This window comes from Neobacillus endophyticus (assembly GCF_013248975.1).
In the GTDB taxonomy this organism is placed as follows: domain Bacteria; phylum Bacillota; class Bacilli; order Bacillales; family Cytobacillaceae; genus Neobacillus; species Neobacillus endophyticus.
Window position 1 is genome coordinate 2,107,540 of record NZ_JABRWH010000001.1, and the last position, 25,693, is coordinate 2,133,232.

Consider the following 25,693-nt stretch of genomic DNA (forward strand, 5'->3'; position numbering starts at 1 on the left):
TGGGTTTTTGAATATCTATGTGATCCGACATGGAGAATCTGAACACAATATTGATAGAAGTAAAATGGCACATACTCACGATTCGAAGCATAGTTTGACAGAATTGGGGCATTTACAAGCCCAAAAAACGGCAGATTTTATGAAAAATCGTGTAAACGAAAAGACAGTTTTTTTCTGCTCTCCATATTTACGGACAGTTCAAACGGCAAAAGCTATTCATTCGAAGCTGCCTGAGGAAGTTCCTTTTTACGAAAATCCCTTAGTTAGAGAATGGGAGCTTGGAAATCTTTATGATTTTAATAACCGTACTCCTGAGTCGAAAAAAGAATTTAAGGCTGCGGGTCAATTTTATTTTCGCTATCAAAATGGAGAGTCACTTGCGGATGTTTACTTACGTGCAACGATGTTTATGAATACCGTTATAGAGCGGGTAAAAAAGCAGCAGCGTTATGAGAATATAGTCATTGTCACACACGCAGCATTTATTCAAATGCTGTTAACGCACCTACTGAATTGGCCGATTGAAAGTTTGGCTACTTTTAAACCGGTTGAAAATGCAGCCGTTATTAAAATCAATGAAACAGATGGGGATTATCAATATGAAAAAATATTTGTACCGGACGTCAGTTTGCCGGTTTCATAATGTCGGAGTGAATGAGAAGGAATCCTTCTTGTTCACTCTTTTTTTTTTCATAAATTAACACCCTCTTTACACTACTTAATACTAGCTTAACAGAACCTTTAAAAATCTATAGTATATTGGGAATTGTGAGAAATTGATAGGAGGGGTTTGGAATGAAAGGTAAAAATTTAGCAAAGATTGTTAATGTCCTTAGTGCAGCTGCATTAGGTACCATGCTATCAGTGTCTTCAGGAGTTCATGCACAGGTAAAAGATCAGAAAAAAAGCGAAACATCTACACCAATCAAACATGTTGTAGTGATTTTTGGAGAAAATGTTTCATTCGACCATTACTTTGGTACATATCCTTATGCGTTGAATGTTAAGGGGGAGCCGAAGTTTTTTGCAAAAGCAAATACGCCTGAAGTGAACAATTTACTAACACCGCAGGATTATAACGGAACACAGCCGAATATTTCTAAAACTAACCTGATTACAAACAACCCGAACTCCGCAAATACTGTCCGTCTGGATCGTTCTCAGGCTATGACAGCTGATATGGATCATTCTTATCACGATGAAATGGCTGCTGTTGATGGCGGAAAAATGGATAAGTTTGTTGAAACAGTCGGAGAAGGGGATAACCCGAAAGTCGTTATGGACTATTATGATGGAAATACAGTCACTGCCCTTTGGAACTACGCTCAAAACTTTGCTATGAGTGATAATTCCTATGGAACTGTATTTGGTCCATCCACACCTGGAGCGTTAAACCTTATTTCAGGTGAGACACATAATGCAACATTATATGATAAAAATGGTAAACCTGTATCTGGAAACATTTTAAATGAATTTGAAAATGGAACGATAACAGGAGATCCAAATCCACATTTGGATAAGGCTTCAACAGGCGTAACTGCTCAAATGGATGACAATAATAAAAACGTTGGTGATTTATTAAATGCAAAAGGAATCACTTGGGGCTGGTTCCAGGGCGGATTTGCAGATCCGACTCACAAAAGCACAAATATCGGCGGGGCACAAGTAACAGACTACAGCCCGCATCACCAACCATTTGAATATTATAAATCAACAGCAAACCCTGATCATTTACCTCCAAGTTCACCTAATATGATTGGAAAAACTGATCAGGCAAACCATCAATACGATATGAAAGATTTCTGGGCTGCAGTAGATAACGGCAATATGCCAAGTGTTAGTTATTTAAAGGCACCTATGTATCAGGATGGACACGCAGGTTATTCTGATCCATTAGATGAGCAGCAATTTATCGTAAACACGATTAACCATCTAGAAAAAACACCTGAATGGAAAGATACAGCCGTAATGATTGCTTATGATGATTCTGACGGTTGGTACGATCATGCATTGGCTCCGAGCAATGGGCAATCAGTTGAGTCCGGTAAAGCAGGCTACGGACCTAGACTGCCGCTTTTAGTTATATCACCATATGCAAAAAGCAATTATGTCGATCATACCTTAACAGACCAATCGTCTATCTTGAAGTTCATTGAAGATAACTGGAATTTAGGACGAATCGGCGGGGATTCCTTTGACGTGAAGGCCGGCAGCTTGAATAACATGTTTGATTTTAAAAAAGGCTTGAGTACTAAAAAACTATTCCTAGACGAAAAAACAGGAAAGCCGCTAAAAATTAGCGAAAATAAATGGACATACGAGCAAGCTGTACAAGGTGAAGTGAAGTAACAAAGAAAGGTGTCAGGCACCATGTGAAAATTTCACATGGTGCCTGACACCTTTTTGTAAACTTTTTAATGGAAAAAGCAGCATTAAAAATTTAGCCCGGAGAAGAGCGTTATAGAATTCTAGTCAAGGAAGCACTGGAGGAAGCCTGTTTTTTGCTGATTCACCAGGCGAATGTTTCCGATAAGATCCCAGAAAAGGCCAAACAGCTTTTAACGAAACATTCAGAAGAAAACTCTATTGAAAAACTAGTACCCTTTTTCATCAAGGAACAGGAGATAAGAGAATTTTGTGAAGGAAATCCTACACGACTGCTAAATTGTTATTTTTCAGTTATCACCGAAGTAATGCTGCAAGAGGGAATACCGGTGGAAATAGCTGGGGAGAGGATGTCGACATTTTAATGAAAATTAAACCATAATAGCAGAAGGCTCCACATAAAAAAGATACTTCTGTTGGAAGTATCCCCTCATTGCAAATATTCAGGATGTTTGGGTGTGCCGGGAGAGTTTAGTTCACTAAAGATATTTTGGCCGGTGTTTCCAAGTTGGGGTTCTGGGTGTATTTCGGCAGCCTTAGGAGCTGTAAAATATAGGTCTAAGATTTGTTTTAATTCCCCTGCTGTAACCGGCTTTGCGTTGTTTTGTAGTTCATACCCAAGCAGTCCGTTTGGTTCGATTGTCGCTGTTTTCACATCTTCAATCTTGGCGATCCCTTCATTGCGCAGCCGCATTTCCAGCTGATCAACGGTCATCCGTAATTTTTTTAAGTTTTGAATATTTAATGATCCATTTTCAATGATCAAGATCGACTTACCTGTAAGCAACTTTTCAACTACATTGAACTTAAGCTGTAAATATTCAAGGGAAAAGGTGACGGCAGCGAAAATCACACCAGTTAAAATCGTATTGAAAATCCCTTTTCCTACAATAGGTGTAACGATAATCGTCCCCATTGAAACTATGACAACGGTTTGAGGTATGGTCATTTGTGAAATAGATTTTCTTCCTGTTGTTCTTAAAATCATAATACCGACCATAACTAATAAAAGGGATTTCCAAATAAGGCTCCAATCCATAGCTAACCCTCCAAATCAGTTTTTTCTTACTATTTCCAAAAAAGCTAATTTTTATTTTGAAATCAAATAGTAGAAAAATAAAGCTCCAGTACCAATGTGGTCTGGAGCTTGGGATTACAATGCCTCTTTCATCACCTTTTTATAGTATAGCACAGAGAGTATGCCAAAAACTGAATACAGCGCTGCATATAGGAGCATCACGATAATCATCGGTGTCCAAAGCTCTGTTCCAAAAAAGAACCAGCCGGATTGTACGGCAAAATAACTATGGGATAGACCGACCGCTAATGGAATACCAAAGCTAAATAACTGTTTAACTTTAATGCCTTTAATCATATCCTTCTGGGTAAAGCCAAGCTTACGTAGAATCGTATAGCTAGGCTTTTCTTCTTCGCTTTCACCCATCTGTTTAAAATAAAGGATGCAGCCAGAGGTGATCAGGAAGGCCAGACCTAAAAAGCCGACAATGAACATGCTTAATCCCATTGCCTGTTTCATCAAACTACTTATTTCTAGAAAGGAATATTGAGAAGGTTCACCGCTAAATTTTAAATCTTTAAAAATAGAATTGGCTGCTGCCAATTGAGACTCATCTTTTAAGGTAATCCCAATAAAAGTAGACGATGGATTTTGAATCTTAGGATTAAGATCCTGTTTTAAACGGGTAAAAGTCGTTTCATCCACCACAGATACTGGAATTCCTCCTTTTGTGAAATACATTGAAATGAGGTATTGTTTTTTCATTCCTACATATTTTAAGGGGATAACTTCCTTTTGACCCTTCAAAGCGATATTTCCTGAACGCTTTAATGACATAAATTTTTGGAACATATCATCATAGCCAGAAAAAATGGCCTCATCAGCAGCAACGTGTATTTCCGGAACATCCCGATTGCTTATCACGGCAACTGGCATATTTTTCGGATTATAATTTATTTCTTTCAATTTTTTGCCCATGATCGCCTCTAAATTTGCATTCACTTGAAGGACTTGGATTCTTTTTTCATTATATTGAATCCCCTTAGCCGTTAATGCTCTCTTAAATTGACTTGCTTTTTGTGTATTGGAAAAAGAAAAATCCGCTGCCACTTCATTTTTCGCCTTTTTTTCCGCTGAATAATAAGAGATATAACTTAGTGATAATAAAGCGATCGCTAATGCGGAGACGGTTGTGATAATCGTCAGTAATAATGCATTCGATTTCATTCGAAACATGATCGACGATAGTGATAGGACCTCTCGTATGTTTAAATAGCCGCCTTTCTTTTTACGAATCATGTGAAAAATAAAGCTGACCGATCCTTTATAAAAAAGATAGGTGCCGATAATAACGGATGCCAAAATGATAGTCATCGCTATAAATAGTTCATTGATAGTGGTGAAATCGCCGCTAAATAATTTCTGAGAAATATAGTAGCCAAATGCAATGAAAAGGATACCGGCAATTCCGATTATGATTCCAGCATAGGATAAACCTTGCCCCTTGGCCTCTGTTGATGAATTTATCCGAAATAATGCCAAAATACTTTGTCTTTTAATAAAGAGGTAATTCATCAACATAATCAAAAGATATATGGCTCCAAAAACAATCAGGGTTTGCCACAGTGCTTGTGCTGAGAATGTCAGCTTTGCAATCGTATTTACACCGGTAATTTTAAATAAAATCATGATAATAAATTTGGAAACAGAGAATCCAAGAAAGATCCCAATGAGTAATGAGCCGAAATACAGGATAAAGTTTTCGGCACTTAGAATGCGGAAAATTTTGTTCTTTGTCATCCCGATTAGCTGGAACAAGCCAATTTCTCGGCTGCGTCTTTTTATAAAAATGGTATTCGCATACAACAGGAAAACCGAGACGATCGCAATAAGCAGCACAGATGCCGTCTTAATAGCAGCTGCCCCTTTAATTGATCCATTTTCCGCATCCATGGAAGGATCATATTGAAGTGTCACAAAAGCAAAGTAAAGGACAACACTGAATATTAACGCAAACACATATAGATAGTAATTTTTCAAATTCTTCTTGAGGTTGCGGAAAATTAAATGATTAATGCTCATATTGCACACCGCCCAGGACAGCTTGTGTTTTCATAATGTCTTGGAAGAAGATTTGCCGTGATTGTTCGCCTTTATTTAATTGGGTGTAGATTTGCCCGTCCTTAATGAAAATCACTCTGCTGGAAAAGCTGGCGGCAACAGCATCATGTGTAACCATTACGATGGTTGCGTTTCGTTTTTGATTTAATTGACTAAGTTTATTTAATAGATCAGAGGCTGATTTGGAATCTAGCGCTCCTGTCGGTTCATCGGCAAAAATGATGCTTGGTTCATGAATGAACGCCCTTGCTGCAGAAGTCCGCTGCTTTTGTCCGCCGGAAATTTCGTTGGGGTATTTATCTTTCATTTCATAAATCCCCAGTTCATTTGCTACTTCCTGAAACATTTGATCTGCCGCCTTTTTGGATACTCGAGATATGGATAGGGGCAGAAGAATGTTTTCTTTTACCGTTAATGTATCGAGCAAATTATAGTCTTGAAAAATAAATCCCAAATGATGTTTGCGAAACTCAGCGAGCTGCTTTTCTTTCATCCTCGTAATTTCGCTGTCATTAATTTTGATCGTTCCGCTGCTAACCTTATCTATGGAAGAAAGGACATTTAGCAGGGTAGTTTTTCCTGAGCCAGATGCGCCCATAATACTGACAAATTCACCTTTTTCAATGGAAATATCAAGACCTCTTAATACTTCTTGTTTGTTAAACTTATTGCCGTAATTTTTATAAATTTTAGTTGCTTCTAAAATCATCATCTCGACCCACTCCTTATTTCGATGATTTTATTATAAAAGGCAATGTTGCCTGATTCCTTCGTTTGAGCGAACAAATGGTAAAAGCACGTGACATTTTTGTCACATGCCTGTAATTCGGACAAAGTCATTTCGTCTAGGAAAGGTTAATGTAAAGGTCGTTCCCTCCCCAATTTTAGAGCTGACTGCCATCCCTATCAGTAACGACTTTGCTGCTTTTTTTGCCAGATAAAGTCCCATTCCTGTTGCCGCGCTGTCTTGATGTATGGTGGTCGAGGTAAAGCCCTTATCAAAAATCCTGGGCAAATCTCTTGGATCAATCCCTCTGCCGAAATCTTGAATCATAAGGCCAGTCTGCCCATTGTGCTGGCAGCTTTTCAAGATGATGTCGGAGGCTTCACTGTACTTTACGGCATTGGTTAATAGCTGCCGGATGATAAACGCAAGCCATTTGGCATCCGTTAACACTTCCGTCACTGTTAAATCAATTTCAAAACCAATTCCTTTTTGCATGCACCAGGCTCTGAGGGTTTTTATTTCCTTATATATAAGGGATTTTAAGTCGGTTAATTCTATGTATAAATCATTTTCTATAAATGGGATTCGTTTTTGATGAAGCTGCTGGTCAAGCAACAGATGAATCCTTAGCCATTCATAGGTCAAATTTGCTTTAAGTTTATGATCATCAAGACGATCAATCATTAAGGCCATTGCCGTTAACGGAGTTTTCACTTCATGGATCCAGGATAGTAGTTCATCCTTTTCCTGTTCTAACAGAATCTGATTCTTTTCTGCTAACAGCTTCAAAAATTCTGTTTGGCTATTGAAGCTGTTTTCCACTATTTTTTCAAAAGGACTTTCCGCAGCAGCCAGCCCGACCATGTCAAGATTGTTTTCCCAGTCTTCTAGGCTTTTATAGAATTTCGTTTCTTTATGGTATCGAAACAGTAGAAATACGATAAAAATAATCGTTGATAAAAAAACAATATAGAGCAGGGGAGTAAATGGGATGGCAGAATCAAGAAATGAAACAAAAACAGTCAGAACTTGCAAGAATAAAAAAAGTAGAATCCAGCTGCGTCGTTCGTTTAAGAATTTTCTGATCATGTCAGATGGACCTCTTCCATCGCAATATAGCCTTGACCCACTTTTGTTTCGATATAGCGTCCCAGTCCGAGTTCCTCAAGTTTTTTTCTAAGCCGGTTGACATTGACTGTTAAGGTATTGTCGCTCACAAACCTCTCATCGTCCCATAGACTTTTAATTAAGTACTCGCGGCTGACAATTTTATTTTTATGCTCAACCAACATTTTTAAAATAAATAGTTCATTTTTAGTGAGTTCAACGGTGCCTTCATCATTGGACACCGTATTGTTTTGATAGTCAATTGCTGCCCCGTTCCATGTTTTTAGCATGATCGCTTCTGTATTGTAATTGTAAACACGTCGGAGAACTGCCTGAATTTTGGCAATTAGGACATCGAAATGAAATGGCTTTTGAATAAAGTCATCGGCACCAAGCTGCATGGACATCACCATATCAGTAGGGTGATCCCGGGATGATAGAAATAAAATCGGAACATTGGAATGTGATCGAATCATGCGGCACCAATGAAAACCATCAAATTTTGGCAATTGAATATCAATAATGACTAAATCAGGCTTAACTGCCGCAAATTCCTCTATCACCTGACTAAAATCACGAATCCCATAAACATCATAAGACCATCCCGCCAGCCGTTCCTTCATTTCCTGAAAAAGAGTTGCATCATCCTCAATCAATAACAACTTAAACAATAAACTCACCACACCTTCACGTATTGCCCTCCTATTTTATAGCAAAAATTTCCTGGTGGCTATAGTGATTCATGTTTATAAATGTAAAGAGCCTGGAGCATTTCTTGTCCCCAGACTCTTCATAACCATATTAAATAAATCACTTCATTGTTAAACGGCAGCTTGCTTTTTCTCCAATAATCCCACTTGAATAAGCCCATTAAGAATTCCATCGTTCGCAACATGTGTGGTGACTAAATCAGCCGCAGCCCTTGCCGCTGGAATGGCATTCCCCATGGCGATCCCCGTTCCAGCTTCCTTCAGCATCTCTAAATCATTTAGCCCGTCGCCAAAGGCATAACAGTTGTTTCGATCAATGTTTAGTGCTTCAAGAAGTTTTCGGACCCCTACTGCCTTAGATATACTTTTAGGCAAAATATCATAGGCATTTTCATGCCATTTGACGAAACTAAAGTCAGGGAATCGTTCTCTATACGTTTGTTCACGCTGCGAATCACAATATAGGTGGCCTTGATAAATAGATGAACGCTGATAGAACTTTTTATCGACTTCCGGGTAAGGCAACAGGAGAGAATCGAAGCAGGCCTCGATAAACGCATGATTGCTTTGGCTGACCTTAATATCAAAACAGCTGCAATAACCCAAGGCATCACCGTTGCTTTCTGACATGGTCAACAGTTCTTCCAACAATTTCAGATTCATCGGATTCGAATAAACTTCGCGGCCTTTAAATACCACATATTGCCCGTTCATAGAAACGAATGTATCAATATTCAACTCTTTTTGAATCCAATAGAACATTTTCGGTACGCGGTCAGTGGCAATGGCAGTAAGGACACCCTGTTCCTGAAGCAGTCGAATCGCCTTTATGGTAGAATTTGGAATTATTTTATCTTCATTCAATAATGTGCCGTCAATATCAAAAAACACGATAGGTTTCTTCATCTATAACCTCCAATAAAACACGACAACACCAGCCGTAACGCTCATGTCATCGATCTCGCCGGCTAAATGCTGTCATGGCCTTGCAAAAACATGATAATTTATGAAACTGGTTTCAGGTCAAGGAATTTAGGAAAGTTTTCTGAAGTAAGAAAGGAGTACCTTAAAGTGCCAAAAAGGGATATTTAAAGGAAGGGATAAACTTTAACGGTGTCAAACACCATGTGAATTCTTCACATGGTGCCTGACACCGTTTTTACTATTTACACTTTTTCAACTATATTTCAATGATGATTGGCAAAATCATTGGTTTACGTTTGGTTTGGGCATAAAGGTATTGCCCGATGCTCTTTTTGATGTTTTGTTTGATGACATTCCATTGGTGAATGTTTGCTTCTTGCAGTTCGGTGACCGTTTTTTTCGTTAGCCGGTTGACTTCCTTGATTAGTTCATCGGAGTCACGTGTAAAGACAAAGCCGCGTGATATGGTATCGGGACCTGCGATGATTGCTCGGTCGGATTTATTTATCGTGATGACAATGACAAGCATCCCATCTTCAGACAGCTGCTTTCGGTCTCGAAGTATAATTGTCCCAACATCACCGATTCCCATTCCGTCAATATACGTATCCCCTGATGAAATCTTTCGTGTCTGACGGGCAGCTCCATTAATAAAATCTACAACATCTCCATTTTTAATAATAAAAATATTTTCTTTTTCCACGCCAACTGATTCAGCTAATAGGCGATGGTGGTGCAGCATCCGATATTCTCCATGTATCGGAATAAAATATTCAGGCTTTATTAAGGTTAGCATCAGCTTTAAATCCTCCTGATAGCCGTGTCCAGAAACATGCATTCCAGTAGAACTGCCCGACCCATAAATAACATTTGCACCTAGTTGGTATATGTTATTAATAATGCGAGATACATCTTTCTCATTCCCAGGAATGGGTGAAGCCGCAAGAATAACTGTATCCCCTGGATAAATGGCAGCATCTCGATAATTCCCAGTAGAAAGCCTGGCGAGGGCAGCCATTGGCTCTCCCTGGCTGCCGGTACAAAGAATTGCAACTTTCTCAACAGGCAGCTGCTCAATTTCATTTGCGTCAATTAGCATTCCATCAGGAATCTGGAGATAGCCACGTTCCATAGCCACTGACACTACATTTACCATTGTACGTCCCAGCAGCGCCAGCTTTCTTCTTGTCTTAAAAGCCGCATCCGCCACTTGCTGAATCCGGTTCACATTCGAAGCAAAGGTAGAAACAATCACTTTTCCTTGTGCCTTCATAAAGGCATCTGCCATATGAGCGCCTACAATTCGCTCCGATGGTGTTAGTCCTGAACGCTCTGCATTCGTGCTTTCCGAAATTAATGCCAGCACACCCTGTCTGCCGATCTCAGCCATCTTATGGATATCCGAATATTGGTTATTCTCCGGAGTTAAATCAAATTTAAAGTCACCAGTGTGGACGACAACTCCTTCTGGTGTATGTAATACAATGCCAAGACAATCAGGAATACTGTGACTTACCCTGAAAAAAGAGACCTGAAACGGCCCCAATTCGAGCTTGGAATCGGCATGAATCTCAATCAGCCTCGTATCTCCTTTCAGCCGGTGCTCCTCTAATTTTAAATCAATCAAACCTAAGGTAAAGCTTGTTCCATAGATTGGAATATTTAATTTCCTTAAAAAATAAGGAATTCCGCCAATATGATCTTCGTGACCATGTGTTACAAGCAGAGCCCGAATTTTCTCTTTGTTCTTCTCCAAATAGGAGATATCAGGGATTATTAAATCAATTCCTAACAAACTTTCATCTGGGAATTTCCCGCCGCAGTCGATGATGACGATATCATCGCCATATTGCACCACGTACATATTTTTTCCGATTTCATTAATGCCGCCCAAGGCAAAAATGGATAACATCTTTTCATTGGTTCGCACTTTAAACCCACCTGCCGATTTCCATTTAGATATGTTTAGTATTCCCGTTTAGGAATTTCTTTATTTAATATGGAGATGAAATTTTAAAACAATAGGATTAATGTTGGGGTATTTACTCGTTTTGTTAAGAATAGGGTTAGCACGAAATATATTTTTCTGTAAACATCTAATTTAATCCCTAATATAATGATGAGTACTTTAGATTAGAAGTATGTATCCCACAATGGAATGCGGAGCATGGATTCAAAACAAACGGGGGAGAGGAGTAACATGAAAACCTTTACTCCGACTGTAAAAATGCCGTGAACCTTAAATGGATTTTTTATTTTTGCCGTTCTTTTCCGAATACTGCCATTTTGGAAGAGAAAACAAAACTATTAATTTTAAATAGAATGTTGACATTATTAAAGTTTAAGAGTAATATAGTAATTCCCACTGAGAGTTCTAAGAAACTCTTTTGGGGATAAAAAAACTTATTGACAAAGTAGACTTTAATCTGTAAAATTAATTTTTGTTGCTGATTTCTTTTTTTTTGAAAAAAGAAGTTGACTTTCGTAAAATTAGATGGTATGATAAGTTTCGTGTCACTTCAAAATTGTTCTTTGAAAACTAAACAAACAAAAACGTTAACAAACAATAATTATTCATTTCTAACGAAATGAAGCCAACGTTATTTTTATGAGCTATATCAACTTTCTTGGAGAGTTTGATCCTGGCTCAGGACGAACGCTGGCGGCGTGCCTAATACATGCAAGTCGAGCGAATCTCGAGGAGCTTGCTCCTTGAGGTTAGCGGCGGACGGGTGAGTAACACGTGGGCAACCTGCCTGTAAGATCGGGATAACTTCGGGAAACCGGAGCTAATACCGGATAATCTTCTTCCTTGCATGAGGAAGAACTGAAAGACGGTTTCGGCTGTCACTTACAGATGGGCCCGCGGCGCATTAGCTAGTTGGTGAGGTAACGGCTCACCAAGGCGACGATGCGTAGCCGACCTGAGAGGGTGATCGGCCACACTGGGACTGAGACACGGCCCAGACTCCTACGGGAGGCAGCAGTAGGGAATCTTCCACAATGGACGAAAGTCTGATGGAGCAACGCCGCGTGAGCGATGAAGGCCTTCGGGTCGTAAAGCTCTGTTGTTAGGGAAGAACAAGTACCGGAGTAACTGCCGGTACCTTGACGGTACCTAACCAGAAAGCCACGGCTAACTACGTGCCAGCAGCCGCGGTAATACGTAGGTGGCAAGCGTTGTCCGGAATTATTGGGCGTAAAGCGCGCGCAGGCGGTCCTTTAAGTCTGATGTGAAAGCCCACGGCTCAACCGTGGAGGGTCATTGGAAACTGGGGGACTTGAGTGCAGAAGAGGAAAGCGGAATTCCACGTGTAGCGGTGAAATGCGTAGAGATGTGGAGGAACACCAGTGGCGAAGGCGGCTTTCTGGTCTGTAACTGACGCTGAGGCGCGAAAGCGTGGGGAGCAAACAGGATTAGATACCCTGGTAGTCCACGCCGTAAACGATGAGTGCTAAGTGTTAGAGGGTTTCCGCCCTTTAGTGCTGCAGCTAACGCATTAAGCACTCCGCCTGGGGAGTACGGCCGCAAGGCTGAAACTCAAAGGAATTGACGGGGGCCCGCACAAGCGGTGGAGCATGTGGTTTAATTCGAAGCAACGCGAAGAACCTTACCAGGTCTTGACATCCTCTGACACTCCTAGAGATAGGACGTTCCCCTTCGGGGGACAGAGTGACAGGTGGTGCATGGTTGTCGTCAGCTCGTGTCGTGAGATGTTGGGTTAAGTCCCGCAACGAGCGCAACCCTTGATCTTAGTTGCCAGCATTTAGTTGGGCACTCTAAGGTGACTGCCGGTGACAAACCGGAGGAAGGTGGGGATGACGTCAAATCATCATGCCCCTTATGACCTGGGCTACACACGTGCTACAATGGATGGTACAAAGGGCAGCGAAGCCGCGAGGTGGAGCCAATCCCACAAAACCATTCTCAGTTCGGATTGCAGGCTGCAACTCGCCTGCATGAAGCCGGAATCGCTAGTAATCGCGGATCAGCATGCCGCGGTGAATACGTTCCCGGGCCTTGTACACACCGCCCGTCACACCACGAGAGTTTGTAACACCCGAAGTCGGTGGGGTAACCGTAAGGAGCCAGCCGCCTAAGGTGGGACAGATGATTGGGGTGAAGTCGTAACAAGGTAGCCGTATCGGAAGGTGCGGCTGGATCACCTCCTTTCTAAGGATAAAGCTGGACCTATGAGCCAGACAAAACGGTTTGTGACACGTTCTTTGTTTGTTTAGTTTTGAGAGAACAATCTCTCTCAAAGCTTTTTTTATTCGTTCTTTGAAAACTAGATAATCGTATAGAAGAAACCAAGCAAGAACCGAGTAATCGCCATTTTAGTTTTTCTCTCTAATATTTATTAGAGGGGGAATAGAAGCGAGCAGATCGAGGAAGCGACTGAGCGAGCACCGAAGTGTATGATATACATGAGGAGCTTCGCTGCGGAAGCTGACGAAGAGATGCGAAGCTTATATTCACCCGTAGGTTAAGTTAGAAAGGGCGCACGGTGGATGCCTTGGCACTAGGAGCCGATGAAGGACGGGACTAACACCGATATGCTTCGGGGAGCTGTAAGTAAGCTTTGATCCGGAGATTTCCGAATGGGGGAACCCACTGCTCGTAATGGAGCAGTATCTTTACCTGAATACATAGGGTACTGAAGGCAGACCCGGGGAACTGAAACATCTAAGTACCCGGAGGAAGAGAAAGCAAACGCGATTCCCTGAGTAGCGGCGAGCGAAACGGGAACAGCCCAAACCGAAAGGCTTGCCTTTCGGGGTTGTAGGACACTCAACATGGAGTTACAAAGGAACGGGGTAGATGAAGCGGTCTGGAAAGGCCCGTCATAGAAGGTAACAGCCCTGTAGTTGAAACTTCGTTCCCTCCTGAGTGGATCCTGAGTACGGCCGGACACGTGAAATCCGGTCGGAAGCAGGGAGGACCATCTCCCAAGGCTAAATACTCCCTAGTGACCGATAGTGAACCAGTACCGTGAGGGAAAGGTGAAAAGCACCCCGGAAGGGGAGTGAAAGAGATCCTGAAACCGTGTGCCTACAAGTAGTCAGAGCCCGTTTATGGGTGATGGCGTGCCTTTTGTAGAATGAACCGGCGAGTTACGATTACATGCAAGGTTAAGTTGAAGAGACGGAGCCGCAGCGAAAGCGAGTCTGAATAGGGCGTTTTAGTATGTAGTCGTAGACCCGAAACCAGGTGATCTACCCATGTCCAGGGTGAAGTCCAGGTAACACTGGATGGAGGCCCGAACCGACGCACGTTGAAAAGTGCGCGGATGAGGTGTGGGTAGCGGAGAAATTCCAATCGAACTTGGAGATAGCTGGTTCTCTCCGAAATAGCTTTAGGGCTAGCCTCACGTAGTAAGAGTCTTGGAGGTAGAGCACTGTTTGGACTAGGGGCCCTCATCGGGTTACCGAATTCAGACAAACTCCGAATGCCAAAGACTTATCCGTGGGAGTCAGACTGCGAGTGATAAGATCCGTAGTCAAAAGGGAAACAGCCCAGACCACCAGCTAAGGTCCCAAAGTATACGTTAAGTGGAAAAGGATGTGGAGTTGCTTAGACAACCAGGATGTTGGCTTAGAAGCAGCCACCATTTAAAGAGTGCGTAATAGCTCACTGGTCGAGTGACTCTGCGCCGAAAATGTACCGGGGCTAAACGTATCACCGAAGCTGTGGATTGACATCTACGATGTCAGTGGTAGGAGAGCGTTCTAAGGGCTGTGAAGCGGGATCGGAAGGACCCGTGGAGCGCTTAGAAGTGAGAATGCCGGTATGAGTAGCGAAAGATGAGTGAGAATCTCATCCACCGAATGCCTAAGGTTTCCTGAGGAAGGCTCGTCCGCTCAGGGTTAGTCGGGACCTAAGCCGAGGCCGAAAGGCGTAGGCGATGGACAACAGGTTGATATTCCTGTACCACCTCTTTATCGTTTGAGTGATGGGGGGACGCAGGAGGATAGGGTAAGCGCGCTGTTGGATATGCGCGTCTAAGCAGTTAGGCTGAGAAGTAGGAAAATCCGCTTCTCGTTAAGGCTGAGCTGTGACAGCGAGGGAAATAGAGTACCGAAGTTCCTGATTCCACACTGCCAAGAAAAGCCTCTAGCGAGATAAAAGGTGCCCGTACCGCAAACCGACACAGGTAGGCGAGGAGAGAATCCTAAGGTGAGCGAGAGAACTCTCGTTAAGGAACTCGGCAAAATGACCCCGTAACTTCGGGAGAAGGGGTGCTTTTTGAGGTGAATAGCCTCGAAGAGCCGCAGTGAATAGGCCCAGGCGACTGTTTAGCAAAAACACAGGTCTCTGCGAAGCCGCAAGGCGAAGTATAGGGGCTGACGCCTGCCCGGTGCTGGAAGGTTAAGAGGAGGGGTTAGCGCAAGCGAAGCTCTGAATCGAAGCCCCAGTAAACGGCGGCCGTAACTATAACGGTCCTAAGGTAGCGAAATTCCTTGTCGGGTAAGTTCCGACCCGCACGAAAGGCGTAACGATCTGGGCACTGTCTCAACGAGAGACTCGGTGAAATTATAGTACCTGTGAAGATGCAGGTTACCCGCGACAGGACGGAAAGACCCCATGGAGCTTTACTGTAGCCTGATATTGAATTTTGGTACAGCTTGTACAGGATAGGTAGGAGCCTGAGAAGCCGGAGCGCCAGCTTCGGTGGAGGCGTCGGTGGGATACTACCCTGGCTGTATTGAAATTCTAACCCACACCCCTGATCGGGGTGGGAGACAGTGTCAGGTGGGCAGTTTGACTGGGGCGGTCGCCTCCTAAAGAGTAACGGAGGCGCCCAAAGGTTCCCTCAGAATGGTTGGAAATCATTCGCAGAGTGTAAAGGCACAAGGGAGCTTGACTGCGAGACCTACAAGTCGAGCAGGGACGAAAGTCGGGCTTAGTGATCCGGTGGTTCCGCATGGAAGGGCCATCGCTCAACGGATAAAAGCTACCCTGGGGATAACAGGCTTATCTCCCCCAAGAGTCCACATCGACGGGGAGGTTTGGCACCTCGATGTCGGCTCATCGCATCCTGGGGCTGTAGTCGGTCCCAAGGGTTGGGCTGTTCGCCCATTAAAGCGGTACGCGAGCTGGGTTCAGAACGTCGTGAGACAGTTCGGTCCCTATCCGTCGCGGGCGCAGGAAATTTGAGAGGAGCTGTCCTTAGTACGAGAGGACCGGGATGGACGCACCGCTGGTGTACCAGTTGTCTTGCCAAAGGCATCGCTGGGTAGCTATGTGCGGACGGGATAAGTGCTGAAAGCATCTAAGCATGAAGCCCCCCTCAAGATGAGATTTCCCATAGCGTCAAGCTAGTAAGATCCCTGAAAGATGATCAGGTTGATAGGTCAGAGGTGGAAGCGTGGTAACATGTGGAGCTGACTGATACTAATCGATCGAGGACTTAACCAAGTCATAGCAATATGAATAAAGCGAACTCGTTCTTAAACGTTTCTTCTGTATTATCTAGTTTTGAGGGAATGAAACCTCAACAAAATAGTCTGGCGGTGATGGCGAGAAGGTCACACCCGTTCCCATACCGAACACGGAAGTTAAGCTTCTCAGCGCCGATGGTAGTTGGGGCGAAAGCCCCTGTGAGAGTAGGACGCTGCCAGGCATTGAAAGAGCACCCTTAGGGGTGTTTTTTTTGTTTATTTTATTCGCAGAAGTTTACTCCTGTTTTTCGAAATTGTATAATGAAATGGACGTTGATAATAGGAGGTTTAAAGTTGAAGAAAAACTCTAATGAAGCTATTCCGCTGATTCAAGATTTTTGTCATTGGCTGAAAGAACAAAGGAAATCTCCTAACACTATTACAACTTACAAGAGAGAGTTAGTAAAGTTTCAAGAGTGGCTTCTAGGGAAAAAATCTGCTATTGACCATTTAACAAAGGATGATATTAAAGGATATATCTCATTTTTAGAACAGCAGCAGAAAAGTTTAGCAACTATTGATAAAACAGCAGGTGCTATACGAACATTTGCTAAATTTTTAGAGAAACCCGATTTGATATTCGGAATAAAATTAGAGCCAGTTATAAAAGAGGATATCGAGACCTTATCAGCTGAACAGTATGAGCTTTTATTAACTCAGGTGAAAGAAGACGGAAATCTCAGAGACATTGCGATCGTTTATTTACTTTTGCATACAGGCATTCGTGTTTCCGAGCTGTGTAGTTTAAATCGTTCGAATATTGATTTTGTCAAAAATGAATTAACCATTGAAAAAGGTGAAGATAAACGCAACATTCCTCTTTCAAGTGATGCAAAAACTCACCTGGAAAATTTTTTAATGTCCCATACATCAGATTCTATATTTATTTCGAAATTTGATGAACGGATAACAGAAAGAACTGTTCAATATATGCTTAAGAAATATAATGTGAATCCGAATAAATTACGGCATACATTCTGCCAAAGGCTTGTGGATGCCAATGTTGAGTTAGAAATTGTATCTCGTCTTGCGGGAATCAAAGATCTTAATTTAACAAAAAGATATTTAAAAAACTCAAATACAAATCGAATAGAAGAAATGATAAATAAAACTTTTATTAATGATACACTAGGTTGAGTTGTAATAAAAGCAGCATCTCCTTTCTACGGAGGTGCTGTTTTTGACTATATTTAATGTATGAGAGGATGATGACGTTGCTTTGCGTACACGAGTTCGGAATACTAGATGATTTTGACAGTCAGAAAAAATACAAAGATTATACCCCTCAGAAATACAATTGTATTTCTGTTGATGATGATAAATCAATTTTAACAGAACCAAAAAATAAAAAGGCCGCCTTCCGAAAAAAAGGCAACCTTCGACTTTTATAAAGATTAATTTGCAGGGCGGCAATCCTGATCTCTGGTAACTACCCTTTCGGGTAGCGCGTGGGGAACCTTTCCCACCTCAAATTAACCTTTATATAGTTAATGTATTCTAGTTTGAAAAATAAATGTATTTTCTTGTAATTACTTTACTGCTCTCTTTTCTCAGTGTACCTCAAAATAGGTTAGTTGTAAACAGCTTTACTATCAAAAAAGCAGCAAATTATAATGTTTAAAGCAATATAAAATGGAATTTAGTAATAAAAGCAAAACGTTTTTGAAAATAAACAAAAAAGTTAAATGAAAAATTTGAAAGGATGAATACGACCGGTCCTCAATCGTCCTTGAATCTTTTTCTTCCCTTGATCTAAAGAATAAAAGGACCCTAAAAATAAACCGTTAGCTGGATTTGTTTTAATAGCAATTAAAACATGGTCATCAACCACTTTGTATAGTTCAATTGAATCTGGCTCTTTAGGGTTTTGGCCGGCATAATCTGGATTTGCAATCATATTTGGAATATCTGTATGGTATTTTAAAAAGTCATTCCAATGACCTCGCTTCTTTAAATGCTTAAGCACCCCAGGAGGCATGTAAACTTCATAGCTGGAACAATTAATGCAATAATATTTTACTACGGCTTCTGGTACATAACCTACAAGTTGCGTATCTGTAGAATACGGATTAATGATAATAGTCATTTGCAACAACCTTTTTTCTAGACTCCTTGTCTCAGTATATGTTAAAAATAATGAATTACAAATAATAGTGGTAATTTCTTTATTAAGGTAATTTTAAAAAAAGAAGTTGACTTCCACGAAACGAAGTGGTAGAGTATTAATATTCTCTTTTAAACGAGATAACTTAAGAAAATAGAAGTTGACTTCCACGAATTTAAATGATACAATTAATTTTGTTGTCGCTTCCGATTTATATTTTTTAAAATAAAAAAGAAGTTGACTTCTGCGAAAATAGATGGTACGATTAGTTTCGCGTCACTTCAAATTTGTTCTTTGAAAACTAAACAAACAAAAACGTCAACAAACAATAATTATTCATTTCGTTAGAAATGAAGCCAACGTTATTTTTATGAGCTATATCAACTTTCTTGGAGAGTTTGATCCTGGCTCAGGACGAACGCTGGCGGCGTGCCTAATACATGCAAGTCGAGCGAATCTCGAGGAGCTTGCTCCTTGAGGTTAGCGGCGGACGGGTGAGTAACACGTGGGCAACCTGCCTGTAAGATCGGGATAACTTCGGGAAACCGGAGCTAATACCGGATAATCTTCTTCCTTGCATGAGGAAGAACTGAAAGACGGTTTCGGCTGTCACTTACAGATGGGCCCGCGGCGCATTAGCTAGTTGGTGAGGTAACGGCTCACCAAGGCGACGATGCGTAGCCGACCTGAGAGGGTGATCGGCCACACTGGGACTGAGACACGGCCCAGACTCCTACGGGAGGCAGCAGTAGGGAATCTTCCACAATGGACGAAAGTCTGATGGAGCAACGCCGCGTGAGCGATGAAGGCCTTCGGGTCGTAAAGCTCTGTTGTTAGGGAAGAACAAGTACCGGAGTAACTGCCGGTACCTTGACGGTACCTAACCAGAAAGCCACGGCTAACTACGTGCCAGCAGCCGCGGTAATACGTAGGTGGCAAGCGTTGTCCGGAATTATTGGGCGTAAAGCGCGCGCAGGCGGTCCTTTAAGTCTGATGTGAAAGCCCACGGCTCAACCGTGGAGGGTCATTGGAAACTGGGGGACTTGAGTGCAGAAGAGGAAAGCGGAATTCCACGTGTAGCGGTGAAATGCGTAGAGATGTGGAGGAACACCAGTGGCGAAGGCGGCTTTCTGGTCTGTAACTGACGCTGAGGCGCGAAAGCGTGGGGAGCAAACAGGATTAGATACCCTGGTAGTCCACGCCGTAAACGATGAGTGCTAAGTGTTAGAGGGTTTCCGCCCTTTAGTGCTGCAGCTAACGCATTAAGCACTCCGCCTGGGGAGTACGGCCGCAAGGCTGAAACTCAAAGGAATTGACGGGGGCCCGCACAAGCGGTGGAGCATGTGGTTTAATTCGAAGCAACGCGAAGAACCTTACCAGGTCTTGACATCCTCTGACACTCCTAGAGATAGGACGTTCCCCTTCGGGGGACAGAGTGACAGGTGGTGCATGGTTGTCGTCAGCTCGTGTCGTGAGATGTTGGGTTAAGTCCCGCAACGAGCGCAACCCTTGATCTTAGTTGCCAGCATTTAGTTGGGCACTCTAAGGTGACTGCCGGTGACAAACCGGAGGAAGGTGGGGATGACGTCAAATCATCATGCCCCTTATGACCTGGGCTACACACGTGCTACAATGGATGGTACAAAGGGCAGCGAAGCCGCGAGGTGGAGCCAATCCCACAAAACCATTCTCAGTTCGGATTGCAGGCTGCAACTCGCCTGCATGAAGCCGGAATCGCTAGTAATCGCGGATCAGCATGCCGCGGTGAATACGTTCCCGGGCCTTGTACACACCGCCCGTCACACCACGAGAGTTTGTAACACCCGAAGTCGGTGGGGTAACCGTAAGGAGCCAGCCGCCTAAGGTGGGACAGATGATTGGGGTGAAGTCGTAACAAGGTAGCCGTATCGGAAGGTGCGGCTGGATCACCTCCTTTCTAAGGATAAAGCTGGACCTATGAGCCAGACAAAACGGTTTGTGACACGTTCTTTGTTTGTTTAGTTTTGAGAGAACAATCTCTCTCAAAGCTTTTTTTTATTCGTTCTTTGAAAACTAGATAATCGAATAGAAGAAACCAAGCAAGAACCGAGTAATCGCCATTTTAGTTTTTCTCTCTTATTTTTAAGAGTAAAACCTTTTAGGTTAAGTTAGAAAGGGCGCACGGTGGATGCCTTGGCACTAGGAGCCGATGAAGGACGGGACTAACACCGATATGCTTCGGGGAGCTGTAAGTAAGCTTTGATCCGGAGATTTCCGAATGGGGGAACCCACTGCTCGTAATGGAGCAGTATCTTTACCTGAATACATAGGGTACTGAAGGCAGACCCGGGGAACTGAAACATCTAAGTACCCGGAGGAAGAGAAAGCAAACGCGATTCCCTGAGTAGCGGCGAGCGAAACGGGAACAGCCCAAACCGAAAGGCTTGCCTTTCGGGGTTGTAGGACACTCAACATGGAGTTACAAAGGAACGGGGTAGATGAAGCGGTCTGGAAAGGCCCGTCATAGAAGGTAACAGCCCTGTAGTTGAAACTTCGTTCCCTCCTGAGTGGATCCTGAGTACGGCCGGACACGTGAAATCCGGTCGGAAGCAGGGAGGACCATCTCCCAAGGCTAAATACTCCCTAGTGACCGATAGTGAACCAGTACCGTGAGGGAAAGGTGAAAAGCACCCCGGAAGGGGAGTGAAAGAGATCCTGAAACCGTGTGCCTACAAGTAGTCAGAGCCCGTTTATGGGTGATGGCGTGCCTTTTGTAGAATGAACCGGCGAGTTACGATTACATGCAAGGTTAAGTTGAAGAGACGGAGCCGCAGCGAAAGCGAGTCTGAATAGGGCGTTTTAGTATGTAGTCGTAGACCCGAAACCAGGTGATCTACCCATGTCCAGGGTGAAGTCCAGGTAACACTGGATGGAGGCCCGAACCGACGCACGTTGAAAAGTGCGCGGATGAGGTGTGGGTAGCGGAGAAATTCCAATCGAACTTGGAGATAGCTGGTTCTCTCCGAAATAGCTTTAGGGCTAGCCTCACGTAGTAAGAGTCTTGGAGGTAGAGCACTGTTTGGACTAGGGGCCCTCATCGGGTTACCGAATTCAGACAAACTCCGAATGCCAAAGACTTATCCGTGGGAGTCAGACTGCGAGTGATAAGATCCGTAGTCAAAAGGGAAACAGCCCAGACCACCAGCTAAGGTCCCAAAGTATACGTTAAGTGGAAAAGGATGTGGAGTTGCTTAGACAACCAGGATGTTGGCTTAGAAGCAGCCACCATTTAAAGAGTGCGTAATAGCTCACTGGTCGAGTGACTCTGCGCCGAAAATGTACCGGGGCTAAACGTATCACCGAAGCTGTGGATTGACATCTACGATGTCAGTGGTAGGAGAGCGTTCTAAGGGCTGTGAAGCGGGATCGGAAGGACCCGTGGAGCGCTTAGAAGTGAGAATGCCGGTATGAGTAGCGAAAGATGAGTGAGAATCTCATCCACCGAATGCCTAAGGTTTCCTGAGGAAGGCTCGTCCGCTCAGGGTTAGTCGGGACCTAAGCCGAGGCCGAAAGGCGTAGGCGATGGACAACAGGTTGATATTCCTGTACCACCTCTTTATCGTTTGAGTGATGGGGGGACGCAGGAGGATAGGGTAAGCGCGCTGTTGGATATGCGCGTCTAAGCAGTTAGGCTGAGAAGCAGGAAAATCCGCTTTTCGAACAGGCTGAGCTGTGATAGCGAGGGAAATAGAGTACCGAAGTTCCTGATTCCACACTGCCAAGAAAAGCCTCTAGCGAGATAAAAGGTGCCCGTACCGCAAACCGACACAGGTAGGCGAGGAGAGAATCCTAAGGTGAGCGAGAGAACTCTCGTTAAGGAACTCGGCAAAATGACCCCGTAACTTCGGGAGAAGGGGTGCTTTTTGAGGTGAATAGCTTCGAAGAGCCGCAGTGAATAGGCCCAGGCGACTGTTTAGCAAAAACACAGGTCTCTGCGAAGCCGCAAGGCGAAGTATAGGGGCTGACGCCTGCCCGGTGCTGGAAGGTTAAGAGGAGGGGTTAGCGCAAGCGAAGCTCTGAATCGAAGCCCCAGTAAACGGCGGCCGTAACTATAACGGTCCTAAGGTAGCGAAATTCCTTGTCGGGTAAGTTCCGACCCGCACGAAAGGCGTAACGATCTGGGCACTGTCTCAACGAGAGACTCGGTGAAATTATAGTACCTGTGAAGATGCAGGTTACCCGCGACAGGACGGAAAGACCCCATGGAGCTTTACTGTAGCCTGATATTGAATTTTGGTACAGCTTGTACAGGATAGGTAGGAGCCTGAGAAGCCGGAGCGCCAGCTTCGGTGGAGGCGTCGGTGGGATACTACCCTGGCTGTATTGAAATTCTAACCCGCACCCCTGATCGGGGTGGGAGACAGTGTCAGGTGGGCAGTTTGACTGGGGCGGTCGCCTCCTAAAGAGTAACGGAGGCGCCCAAAGGTTCCCTCAGAATGGTTGGAAATCATTCGCAGAGTGTAAAGGCACAAGGGAGCTTGACTGCGAGACCTACAAGTCGAGCAGGGACGAAAGTCGGGCTTAGTGATCCGGTGGTTCCGCATGGAAGGGCCATCGCTCAACGGATAAAAGCTACCCTGGGGATAACAGGCTTATCTCCCCCAAGAGTCCACATCGACGGGGAGGTTTGGCACCTCGATGTCGGCTCATCGCATCCTGGGGCTGTAGTCGGTCCCAAGGGTTGGGCTGTTCGCCCATTAAAGCGGTACGCGAGCTGGGTTCAGAACGTCGTGAGACAGTTCGGTCCCTATCCGTCGCGGGCGCAGGAAATTTGAGAGGAGCTGTCCTTAGTACGAGAGGACCGGGATGGACGCACCGCTGGTGTACCAGTTGTCTTGCCAAAGGCATCGCTGGGTAGCTATGTGCGGACGGGATAAGTGCTGAAAGCATCTAAGCATGAAGCCCCCCTCAAGATGAGATTTCCCATAGCGTCAAGCTAGTAAGATCCCTGAAAGATGATCAGGTTGATAGGTCAGAGGTGGAAGCGTGGTAACATGTGGAGCTGACTGATACTAATCGATCGAGGACTTAACCAAGTCATAGCAATATGAATAAAGCGAACTCGTTCTTAAACGTTTCTTCTGTATTATCTAGTTTTGAGGGAATGAAACCTCAACAAAATAGTCTGGCGGTGATGGCGAGAAGGTCACACCCGTTCCCATACCGAACACGGAAGTTAAGCTTCTCAGCGCCGATGGTAGTTGGGGCGAAAGCCCCTGTGAGAGTAGGACGCTGCCAGGCAAAAAAGAACAGCCAAAGGTTGTTCTTTTTTTTGTCCATTTCTCAAAAAATCAATAACTCTATTCGAGTTGTTTTCCGAGCAATCAAATGGATTTTCGCTTCGTAATTGAACTTATCCCATTTTATTCCCAACTTCAAAAGTAAACTATTATTTATGTGAAAATTAAAACACAAGAAAAGAGAATATCAGCAAAAAAAGCCCTTTATAAAGGGCTTTCAGACTGTCGACAAATCCGAAGGATTTCGGGTTTAAAATCGACAGTCTTTTTTGTTTGGCCATATTAAACTTGTCTGTTGATTTCCGTTCCAGGCGGCTTCGCTTTCCGCGGGCGGTTCGGGGAGCCTCCTCTGCGCTTTCAGCGCCTGCGGGGTCTCCCCTGTCCCGTACTCCCGCAGGAGTCTTCGCCGCCTTCCACTCCAATCAACAGAGTGTAAAAATCAATAATGTACATTAACACAGCCTTTTGTATAATTTATTTACAGAGAATTAATAGAGGTGGATGGAATGCTTTCGAAAAATACACAGATAAATCGTGACCAAATTGAAATGATTGCCTTAGATCAACTTGTACCTGCTGATCACTTGGTTCGCAAAATAGAAGCCGCAGTAGATTTTTCATTTATCTATTCATTGGTTGAAGATTTGTACTCAACTAAGCGCGGACGTTCAAGTATTGACCCTGTTGTATTAATTAAGATGGCTTTCATTCAATATACCTTCGGTATCCGTTCGATGCGTCAAACGATAAAGGAAATTGAAACAAATATGGCGTATCGCTGGTTTTTAGGATTTGGTTTTTATGATAAAGTACCCCACTTTTCAACTTTTGGTAAAAACTACGAACGTCGTTTTAAGGATACAGACTTATTTGAACAAATTTTCTACCGTATTTTAAAAGAGGCAGCAGATAAAAAGTTAGTTAGTTCGGAACATGTATTCATTGATTCAACTCACGTTAAAGCAAGTGCAAATAAACGCAAATTCGAAAAGAAAGTAGTTCGGAAAGAATCAAAAGCTTATGAAGCACGTCTTCAAGCAGAAATTAATAGTGATCGTGAAGAACATGGGAAAAAGCCCATCCCACCAGATAAATATGAAAAAGAAGAAAACAAAGAAATAAAAGAAAGTACAACAGATTCGGAGAGTGGTTACTATGTAAAAGACGAAAGGACAAAGCAATTTGCTTATTCATTTCATGCAGCCGCAGATAGAAATGGTTTTGTCCTGGGGACTATTGTAACTCCAGGTAACGTTCATGATAGTACAATGTTAGAGCCTCTAGTTGAAAAGGTCATTGAAAAATGTGGGAAACCTAATGCTGTAGCTGCTGATGCCGGATATAAAACACCTGCTATTGCTCAATATTTAATTGAAAATGAAATTCGCCCTGCTTTACCCTATACACGACCACGTACAAAGGAGGGATATTTGAAAAAGCACGATTATGTCTATGATGAGCACTTTGATTGTTACATATGTCCGGAAGGACAAGTTCTGGATTATAGAACGACTACTAAGGAAGGTTATCGACAGTACATCTCTAATCCTGTTATATGTAAGGATTGCCCACTTCTAGCACAATGTACACAAAGTCAAAATCATCAAAAGCTCATTCAACGACATATCTGGGAACCATATCTTGAAGAGGCTGAACATCTTCGTCATACAGAAGAGAATAAAATAATATATGCACGTCGTAAAGAAACAATTGAACGTGTATTCGCGGATGCGAAAGAAAAGCATGGTATGCGATGGACAACCTTAAGAGGTCTTAAAAAATTGTCCATGCAGGCGATGCTTACTTTTGCTGCTATGAATTTAAAGAAGTTGGCTACATGGACTTGGAAAAGTCCAGAAATGGCATAAAAATAGA

Annotated in this window: 13 protein-coding genes and 6 rRNA genes; 11 read left to right on the forward strand and 8 right to left on the reverse strand. The window is 43.3% G+C overall.

The features are described 5' to 3' along the window. Positions 1-7: 7 nt before the first annotated feature. The 3 genes from HPT25_RS10295 (at position 8) to HPT25_RS10305 (ending at position 2,750) form a co-directional block, all read left to right on the forward strand. Positions 8-643 (forward strand): histidine phosphatase family protein, encoded by a 636-nt coding sequence (locus HPT25_RS10295; RefSeq protein ID WP_173063363.1) that lies wholly within the window; start codon positions 8-10, stop codon positions 641-643. A gap of 152 nt (positions 644-795) precedes the next feature. After that, positions 796-2,349 carry a phospholipase C gene (locus HPT25_RS10300; protein WP_173063366.1) on the forward strand — a complete coding sequence of 518 codons (1,554 nt, stop codon included), beginning with the start codon at positions 796-798 and terminating at the stop codon, positions 2,347-2,349. A gap of 152 nt (positions 2,350-2,501) precedes the next feature. Beyond that, a complete protein-coding gene (locus tag HPT25_RS10305) occupies positions 2,502-2,750 on the forward strand; it encodes a hypothetical protein (protein WP_173063369.1) in 249 nt (82 codons plus the stop codon). Positions 2,751-2,815: 65 nt separating this feature from the next. On the opposite strand, the gene HPT25_RS10310 is transcribed toward HPT25_RS10305, so the two are convergent. The 7 genes from HPT25_RS10310 to HPT25_RS10340 all read right to left on the reverse strand — a co-directional run bounded on the left by HPT25_RS10310 (position 2,816) and on the right by HPT25_RS10340 (position 10,922). Continuing rightward, positions 2,816-3,424: a DUF421 domain-containing protein gene (locus tag HPT25_RS10310; RefSeq protein WP_173063372.1), complete on the reverse strand. Its 609-nt coding sequence runs from the start codon at positions 3,422-3,424 to the stop codon at positions 2,816-2,818. 114 nt (positions 3,425-3,538) lie between these two features. Beyond that, positions 3,539-5,485 carry an FtsX-like permease family protein gene (locus tag HPT25_RS10315; protein ID WP_173063375.1) on the reverse strand — a complete coding sequence of 649 codons (1,947 nt, stop codon included), beginning with the start codon at positions 5,483-5,485 and terminating at the stop codon, positions 3,539-3,541. After that, complete coding sequence (locus HPT25_RS10320) at positions 5,475-6,236, reverse strand: ABC transporter ATP-binding protein (protein WP_173063378.1); 762 nt, start codon at positions 6,234-6,236, stop codon at positions 5,475-5,477. The genes HPT25_RS10315 and HPT25_RS10320 overlap by 11 nt, the downstream gene beginning before the upstream one ends. A 99-nt stretch (positions 6,237-6,335) precedes the next feature. Further along, positions 6,336-7,340: a sensor histidine kinase gene (locus tag HPT25_RS10325; protein ID WP_173063381.1), complete on the reverse strand. Its 1,005-nt coding sequence runs from the start codon at positions 7,338-7,340 to the stop codon at positions 6,336-6,338. Continuing rightward, entirely contained in the window at positions 7,337-8,029 is a 693-nt protein-coding gene (locus tag HPT25_RS10330) for a response regulator transcription factor (RefSeq protein WP_173063384.1), read from the reverse strand. The genes HPT25_RS10325 and HPT25_RS10330 overlap by 4 nt, the downstream gene beginning before the upstream one ends. Positions 8,030-8,179: 150 nt before the next feature. Next, positions 8,180-8,974, reverse strand: a complete 795-nt coding sequence (locus HPT25_RS10335) for a Cof-type HAD-IIB family hydrolase (RefSeq protein ID WP_173063387.1) — start codon at positions 8,972-8,974, stop codon at positions 8,180-8,182. A 274-nt stretch (positions 8,975-9,248) separates the two neighbouring features. Further along, the gene (locus tag HPT25_RS10340) at positions 9,249-10,922 is read right to left on the reverse strand and encodes a ribonuclease J (protein WP_376767919.1); all 1,674 of its coding nucleotides are present in this window, start codon (positions 10,920-10,922) and stop codon (positions 9,249-9,251) included. Positions 10,923-11,616: 694 nt separating this feature from the next. Here HPT25_RS10340 and HPT25_RS10345 point away from each other — a divergent pair. The 4 genes from HPT25_RS10345 to HPT25_RS10360 all read left to right on the forward strand — a co-directional run bounded on the left by HPT25_RS10345 (position 11,617) and on the right by HPT25_RS10360 (position 17,572). After that, positions 11,617-13,166 (forward strand): 16S ribosomal RNA (locus HPT25_RS10345). A gap of 311 nt (positions 13,167-13,477) precedes the next feature. Beyond that, a 23S ribosomal RNA gene (locus HPT25_RS10350) occupies positions 13,478-16,412 on the forward strand. Positions 16,413-16,500: 88 nt separating this feature from the next. Beyond that, positions 16,501-16,617 (forward strand): 5S ribosomal RNA (rrf, locus tag HPT25_RS10355). The 16S, 23S and 5S rRNA genes sit together here, the layout of an rRNA operon. Before the next feature lie 112 nt (positions 16,618-16,729). Continuing rightward, on the forward strand, positions 16,730-17,572 hold the full coding sequence (locus tag HPT25_RS10360; protein ID WP_173063389.1) for a tyrosine-type recombinase/integrase: 843 nt from the start codon (positions 16,730-16,732) through the stop codon (positions 17,570-17,572). Positions 17,573-18,116: 544 nt separating this feature from the next. Here the strand turns inward: HPT25_RS10360 and HPT25_RS10365 are convergent. Beyond that, complete coding sequence (locus tag HPT25_RS10365) at positions 18,117-18,521, reverse strand: PBECR3 domain-containing polyvalent protein (RefSeq protein WP_173063392.1); 405 nt, start codon at positions 18,519-18,521, stop codon at positions 18,117-18,119. 404 nt (positions 18,522-18,925) lie between these two features. On the opposite strand from HPT25_RS10365, the gene HPT25_RS10370 reads away from it, so the two are divergent. The 4 genes from HPT25_RS10370 (at position 18,926) to HPT25_RS10385 (ending at position 25,686) form a co-directional block, all read left to right on the forward strand. Next, a 16S ribosomal RNA gene (locus HPT25_RS10370) occupies positions 18,926-20,475 on the forward strand. Positions 20,476-20,679: 204 nt separating this feature from the next. Beyond that, positions 20,680-23,614: ribosomal RNA gene (locus HPT25_RS10375) — 23S ribosomal RNA — on the forward strand. 88 nt (positions 23,615-23,702) lie between these two features. Then, a 5S ribosomal RNA gene (gene rrf / locus HPT25_RS10380) occupies positions 23,703-23,819 on the forward strand. A gap of 505 nt (positions 23,820-24,324) precedes the next feature. Beyond that, on the forward strand, positions 24,325-25,686 hold the full coding sequence (locus tag HPT25_RS10385) for an IS1182 family transposase (protein WP_173058723.1): 1,362 nt from the start codon (positions 24,325-24,327) through the stop codon (positions 25,684-25,686). Positions 25,687-25,693: the final 7 nt, after the last annotated feature.

What these genes read in the sequence shown, in the direction of transcription:
- HPT25_RS10365 (WP_173063392.1), bottom strand. Translation starts at nt 18,521, where the DNA reads ATGACTATTATCATTAATCCGTATTCTACAGATACGCAACTTGTAGGT.
- HPT25_RS10325 (WP_173063381.1), bottom strand. Translation starts at nt 7,340, where the DNA reads ATGATCAGAAAATTCTTAAACGAACGACGCAGCTGGATTCTACTTTTT.
- HPT25_RS10315 (WP_173063375.1), bottom strand. Translation starts at nt 5,485, where the DNA reads ATGAGCATTAATCATTTAATTTTCCGCAACCTCAAGAAGAATTTGAAA.
- HPT25_RS10300 (WP_173063366.1), top strand. Translation starts at nt 796, where the DNA reads ATGAAAGGTAAAAATTTAGCAAAGATTGTTAATGTCCTTAGTGCAGCT.
- HPT25_RS10320 (WP_173063378.1), bottom strand. Translation starts at nt 6,236, where the DNA reads ATGATGATTTTAGAAGCAACTAAAATTTATAAAAATTACGGCAATAAG.
- HPT25_RS10335 (WP_173063387.1), bottom strand. Translation starts at nt 8,974, where the DNA reads ATGAAGAAACCTATCGTGTTTTTTGATATTGACGGCACATTATTGAAT.
- HPT25_RS10385 (WP_173058723.1), top strand. Translation starts at nt 24,325, where the DNA reads ATGCTTTCGAAAAATACACAGATAAATCGTGACCAAATTGAAATGATT.
- HPT25_RS10310 (WP_173063372.1), bottom strand. Translation starts at nt 3,424, where the DNA reads ATGGATTGGAGCCTTATTTGGAAATCCCTTTTATTAGTTATGGTCGGT.